Below are 6,000 nucleotides of genomic sequence, written 5' to 3'. Positions count from 1 at the left end.
GGCCATTGCCGAGCATGGCTCGGCACTACAGGTGGAGCTGATGCCGAGCATGGCTCGGCACTACAGGTGGTGCCTTAGGACTTCATGCGTTCCCAGAAGCCTTTTACGCCATCGATGAAGGTTGCCGACTTCGGCGAATGCTTGCGCGCGTCTTCACCGCTGAACGTGGATTCAAACTGTTCCAGCAGCTTGCGCTGTTCTGCAGTCAGGTTGACCGGGGTTTCCACCACGATGCGGCAGTACAGGTCGCCTTCGGTGCGGCTGCGCACCGATTTGACGCCCTTGCCACGCAGGCGGAACAACTTGCCGGTCTGGGTCTCGGCCGGGATGCGGATTTCCGCCTCGCCGCCCAGGGTTGCCACACGGATCGAGTCACCCAGCGCTGCCTGCGAGATGCGCACCGGCACTTCGCAGTGCAGGTCATCGCCATCGCGGGTGAAGATTGCATGCTCACGCACGCGCACTTCCACATACAGGTCACCGGCCGGTGCACCGGCTGGGCCAGCTTCGCCCTCGCCCTGCAGACGGATGCGGTCACCGGTGTCCACGCCTGCCGGCACTTTGACCGACAGCACCTTGTCTTCTTCGATGCGACCGTTGCCGTGGCAGGTCTTGCACGGTTTGCTGATGATCTGACCGCGACCATCGCAGTTATGGCAGGCCTGCTGCATGGCAAAGATGCCACGCTGCACACGTACCTGGCCGCGACCACCGCAGACATTGCAGGTCTCAACCTTGCGGTCTTCCGAGCCGCTGCCGTCGCAATCGCCACATTCGGCCAGGGTCGGAATCTCGATGCGGCGCTCAACGCCGGCCACCGCTTCTTCCAGGTCCAGCTCCATCACGTAGCCGATGTCGGCACCGCGACGCGGCTGGCGCGGACCGCCGCCACCTCCGCCAAAAATATTGCCGAAGATGTCGCCAAAAATATCGTTCATGTCCGGGCCGCCCTGACCACCACCGCCGCCCATGCCGTGCTCGAACGCAGCATGGCCGTGGGCGTCGTACATGCGCCGCTTATTGCCGTCGGACAGGGTTTCGTACGCCTCCTTGCACTCCTTGAAGGCGGATTCGGCGGCAGCGTCGCCCGGATTGCGGTCCGGGTGGTGCTTCATCGCGCAACGGCGATAGGCCTTCTTCAGCTCTTCATCGGTTGCGGTGCGGGCTACGCCCAGTACTTCGTAATAATCGCGTTTCATCGGCACATGAGGTTCTGGAATCGGGGTTGGAAATCAGGGACAGAAAGCCGGGTATTGCAGATACCGGAAGGGGACCCGGGAGCCGGAGCGCTAGCTCCGTATCCCGAATCCCCAGGCACAACTCCGGCCTTGCTTACTTCTTGTCGTCTTTGACTTCGGTGAACTCAGCGTCCACTACGTCGTCATTGGACTGGGCGCCAGCATCGGCGCCCGGCGCCGGGCCACCCTGCTCACCGGCCGAAGCGGCGGCAAACAAGGCCTGACCGGCTTCTTCCAGCGACTTCGACTTGGCTTCAATCTGTGCCTTGTCGTCGCCCTTCATTGCCGTTTCCAGATCGGCCAGTGCGGCTTCAACCTTGCCGATCACGTCGCCGCCAACCTTGCTGCCATGCTCGGTGATGGCGCTGCGGGTGGCGTGGATCAGACCGTCGGCCTGGTTGCGGGTCTGCACCAGCTCCTGGAACTTCTTGTCTTCTTCGCGGTTGGCTTCCGCGTCGGCGACCATGCGTGCGATCTCGTCCTCGGACAGACCCGAACCGGCCTTGATCTCGACCTTCTGTTCCTTGTTGGTCTTCTTGTCCTTGGCCGACACGTGCAGGATGCCGTTGGCGTCGATGTCGAAGGACACCTCAACCTGCGGCATGCCGCGCGGTGCCGGCTCGATGCCGGACAGGTCGAACTTGGCCAGCGACTTGTTGTAACGGGCCTGCTCGCGCTCACCCTGCAGCACGTGCACGGTCACGGCCGACTGGTTGTCCTCAGCGGTCGAGAAGGTCTGCGAGGCCTTGGTCGGGATGGTGGTGTTCTTTTCGATGATCTTCGTGAACACGCCACCCATGGTCTCGATACCCAGCGACAGCGGGGTCACGTCCAGCAGCAGCACGTCCTTGACGTCGCCGCCCAGCACGCCGCCCTGGATCGCGGCACCCAGTGCCACGGCTTCGTCCGGGTTGACGTCCTTGCGCGGTTCCTTGCCGAAGAACTCGGTCACGGCCTGCTGCACCTTCGGCATGCGGGTCTGACCACCGACCAGGATCACTTCGCTGATGTCGCTCGAACGCAGACCGGCGTCATTCAACGCAACGCGGCACGGCTCGATCGACTTCTTGATCAGCTCTTCGACCAGGCTTTCCAGCTTGGCGCGGGTCAGCTTGATGTTCAGGTGCTTCGGACCGGAAGCGTCTGCAGTGACGTACGGCAGGTTGACTTCGGTCTGCTGCGCGGTCGACAGCTCGATCTTGGCGCGCTCAGCAGCGTCCTTCAGGCGCTGCAGAGCCAACGGATCCTTGCGCAGGTCGATGCCCTGGTCCTTCTGGAACTCTTCAACCAGGTACTCGATGACGCGGTTGTCGAAATCTTCGCCGCCCAGGAAGGTGTCACCGTTGGTGGCCAGCACTTCGAACTGCTTCTCGCCGTCGACGTTGGCGATCTCGATGATCGACACGTCGAAGGTGCCGCCGCCCAGATCGTACACAACGATCTTGCGATCCTTGTTGTCACCCTTGTCCAGGCCATAGGCCAGGGCAGCGGCGGTCGGCTCGTTGATGATGCGCTTGACGTCCAGACCGGCAATGCGGCCTGCGTCCTTGGTTGCCTGGCGCTGGCTGTCGTTGAAGTAGGCCGGCACGGTGATGACCGCTTCGGTGACCTTTTCACCGAGGAAGTCTTCGGCGGTCTTCTTCATCTTTTCCAGCACGCGGGCAGAAATTTCCTGCGGTGCCATCTTCTTGGCATCGCTGGTCTGTACCCATGCATCGCCGTTGTCATGCGCCAGGATGCCGTACGGCACGTGGGCGATGTCCTTCTGCACTTCGGCGTCGGTGAACTTGCGGCCGATAAGGCGCTTCACCGCGTAGAAGGTGTTCTTCGGGTTGGTGACGGCCTGACGCTTGGCCGAGGCACCCACCAGTACTTCGCCGTCCTTGGTGTAGGCGACGATGGAGGGCGTGGTGCGGTCGCCTTCCGAGTTTTCAATGACGCGGGCCTTGCCGCCGTCCATGATCGCCACGCACGAGTTGGTGGTGCCGAGGTCGATACCAATGATCTTGCCCATGGGGGACTCCTGAGTATTCGTTTGCCGGCAGCCGCCGGGGATGAATGGGATGTGGGGGAGGACCTGATGACATTCAAGTCATCCCCGGAACAGTGTTTGCCGGCAGCCGCGCCTGATTAAGGCAGCGGCCAGCCAGCGCGGCCGATCAGTCGGCCTGGGCCACCACAACCAGCGCCGGCCGCAGCAGGCGCTCGTTGAGCAGGTAGCCCTTCTGGAACACGGTCACTACCGCGCCCGGGGCCACGCCAGCCGGTGCCGGCACCTGGCTGATGGCCTGGTGATGCTCCGGATTGAAAGCCTGGCCGGCCGGGTCCAGCAGGACCAGACCATTGTCAGCGGCTACTTTGAGCAGCTGCTTGTAGGTCAATTCCATACCTTCGCGCAGCGGATTGGGCTCGCTGGCAGCGGCAGCCAAGCCTGCGTCGAGGCTGTCGAACACCGGCAGCAATTCGCCAAGCAGCTTCTCGTTGGCGAACTTGCGGGCCTGGTCGATGTCGCGGGCCACACGCTTGCGCTGGTTGTCCAGATCGGCGCGTTCGCGCAGCGATTCGGCCTTGACCTGCTCCAGCTCGGCGCGCAGCGCCTCGATCTGGTCGTGGTGCGCGTCGTCACCGCCGTTGGCGGTGTTCTCGGGGTCGAATTCAGTGTGCTCTTGGTTCATTTCTGGTTTCCCTGACGGATGATCTGCCGTCTACCTCGCCCCGTATGTGGGCTGTACTGGAAGTTTCAAGGCTCTGGCTCACTCTGTGAGACGCATTGTTCCTAATCTGGGCAGGCCATCGCCTCACCTACATTGACCTGCCCGGCACGCGTGCTAGTTTTGCCCGGCCCCTAGACCTGCCAGCCATGCTCAGACATCTATCGATCAAGGATTTTGCCGTTGTCCGCGCCACCGAACTGGAGTTCGGCCCAGGCATGACTGTCGTTTCCGGTGAAACCGGCGCCGGCAAGTCATTGATGGTGGACGCTTTAGGCTTTCTGTCCGGCCTGCGCGCCGACTCCGGCGTGGTCCGCCATGGCGCCAGCCGTGCCGAGCTGTCGGCCGAATTCAGCCTGGAAGACGACGCCCCGGCACGCAGTTGGCTGCGCGACAACGAGCTCGATGACGAGGAGCAATGCCAGCTGCGGCGGGTGATCCGCGCCGACGGCGGCTCCCGCGCCTTCATCAACGGCCGCCCGGTACCGGTGTCGCAACTGTCCGAACTGGCCGGTTTCCTGGTCGAAATCCATGGCCAGCATGACCAGCAGGCCCTGCTGTCGCGCCCCAGCCAGCTGGCCCTGCTTGACGCCTTCGCCCGCAATGAGGCCGAGCGTGCCGCCGTGCGCGGTGCCGCCAGCCAATGGCAGGCGTTGCTGGACGAGCGCGATGCGCTGTCCCAGCAAGGCGATGTTTCCGACCGGATCGGCTTTCTCGAACACCAGCTGGGCGAGCTGCAGCGCGAGGAACTGGAGCCGGCGGCGATTGTCGCGCTGGGCGCCAGCCACCGCCGCCAAGCCCATTCAACCGCCCTGATCGAGGCCTGCCAACGCGCCGGCGGCCTGCTCAATGGCGATGAGGACGGCCCCTCCCTACTGTCTCTGCTGCAGCAGGTACGGCACGAGCTGGGACGGGTCAGCCAACACGACGCCAGGCTTGGCGACGTCGACGCCATGCTCGATGCCGCCGGCATCCAGCTGCACGAAGCCCTTGCCCAGCTGGACCGGGTCCAAGACGACCTGGACAGCGACCCGGAGGCCTTTGAAGACATCGAACGCCGCCTGGGCCGCCTGCACGACCTGGCCCGCAAGCACCGCGTGCCAATGGAAGACCTTGCCGCCACCCGCGACCGCCTGGAAACCGAGCTGGAGCAGCTGCGCGGCGCCGACGAGCGCCTGGCCAAGCTGGCCGGCGAGATCGACAAGGCTGCGGCCCGCTGGCAGGCCGTGGCCGCCACCCTTTCCAGCAGCCGCCAAACCGCGGCGAGCTCTCTTTCAGAGACCACCACCGCGCTGATTGGCGAGCTCGGCATGGGCGGCGGCCAATTCCGCATCGAGCTGGAGCCGCAGGCACAGCTGCGCCCGGACCCGAATGGTGCCGAGCGGGTCGAATTCCTGGTCGCCGCCAACGCCGGCCAGCCCGCCCGCGCCCTGCGCAAGGTGGCCTCAGGCGGTGAGCTGTCGCGCATTTCGCTGGCGATCGAAGTCGCCGCCCTGGGCCTGGATGCGGTGCCGACGATGGTTTTCGACGAAGTGGATTCAGGCATTGGCGGCGCCATTGCCGACATCGTCGGCAAGAAACTGCGCGCCCTTGGCGAACGCCGCCAGGTGCTGTGCGTGACCCATCTGCCGCAGGTCGCCTCCAAGGGCCACGCGCATTACCGGGTAAGCAAGGCCCCGGTGGAAGGCATGACCCAGAGTGCGGTTGAGCTGCTGGATGCCAAGGGCCGCGAGGAAGAGCTTGCGCGGATGCTGGGTGGCGCTGAGGTGAGCAAGGAAGCGCGAGCGGCTGCGCGGAAGCTGCTGACGGAGGCGTGAGGACGGCGGGTTGGGCTTTGGGCTTTGGGCTTTGGGCTTGGGCTTTGGGCTTGGGCTTGGGCTTGGGCTTTGGCTTTGGCTTTAAAAGCCCCTCTCCCGCCTGCGGGAGAGGGGTTGGGGTGAGGGCAGCTCTTGGCTCTTCGGGCTTGGCTCCAAAGGCCCTTGCCGAGCATGGCTCGGCACTACGGTGCGGCCTGACAGTGGCTCGGGAAAGCCCTTGCCGAGCATGGCTCG

Annotated in this window: 4 protein-coding genes; 1 reads left to right on the top strand and 3 read right to left on the bottom strand. The window is 64.3% G+C overall.

Annotated features, from left to right (window positions below; genetic code table 11):
* Positions 1-74: 74 nt before the first annotated feature.
* The 3 genes from dnaJ to grpE form a co-directional block, all read right to left on the bottom strand.
* Positions 75-1,199, bottom strand: a complete 1,125-nt coding sequence (gene dnaJ / locus ABE493_RS08035; RefSeq protein WP_346498415.1) for a molecular chaperone DnaJ — start codon at positions 1,197-1,199, stop codon at positions 75-77.
* Between the two features lie 133 nt (positions 1,200-1,332).
* Positions 1,333-3,252 (bottom strand): molecular chaperone DnaK, encoded by a 1,920-nt coding sequence (gene dnaK, locus ABE493_RS08030; RefSeq protein WP_346498414.1) that lies wholly within the window; start codon positions 3,250-3,252, stop codon positions 1,333-1,335.
* A 145-nt stretch (positions 3,253-3,397) separates the two neighbouring features.
* The gene (grpE, locus tag ABE493_RS08025) at positions 3,398-3,913 is read right to left on the bottom strand and encodes a nucleotide exchange factor GrpE (protein ID WP_346498413.1); all 516 of its coding nucleotides are present in this window, start codon (positions 3,911-3,913) and stop codon (positions 3,398-3,400) included.
* A 185-nt stretch (positions 3,914-4,098) separates the two neighbouring features.
* Here grpE and recN point away from each other — a divergent pair, with 185 nt between their 5' ends.
* Positions 4,099-5,766, top strand: a complete 1,668-nt coding sequence (gene recN / locus ABE493_RS08020; protein ID WP_346498412.1) for a DNA repair protein RecN — start codon at positions 4,099-4,101, stop codon at positions 5,764-5,766.
* The last annotated feature ends 234 nt before the right edge of the window (positions 5,767-6,000 follow it).

Origin of the sequence: Stenotrophomonas terrae (assembly GCF_039674165.1) — a bacterium.
Classification (GTDB): Bacteria; Pseudomonadota; Gammaproteobacteria; order Xanthomonadales; family Xanthomonadaceae; genus Stenotrophomonas; species Stenotrophomonas terrae_A.
Note: the sequence above shows the minus strand (reverse complement) of the source record. Positions and strands in the feature narration are given on the sequence as shown.

Coding starts and splice junctions, on each gene's coding strand:
- dnaJ (WP_346498415.1), bottom strand. CDS start 1,199: ATGAAACGCGATTATTACGAAGTACTGGGCGTAGCCCGCACCGCAACC.
- dnaK (WP_346498414.1), bottom strand. CDS start 3,252: ATGGGCAAGATCATTGGTATCGACCTCGGCACCACCAACTCGTGCGTG.
- grpE (WP_346498413.1), bottom strand. CDS start 3,913: ATGAACCAAGAGCACACTGAATTCGACCCCGAGAACACCGCCAACGGC.
- recN (WP_346498412.1), top strand. CDS start 4,099: ATGCTCAGACATCTATCGATCAAGGATTTTGCCGTTGTCCGCGCCACC.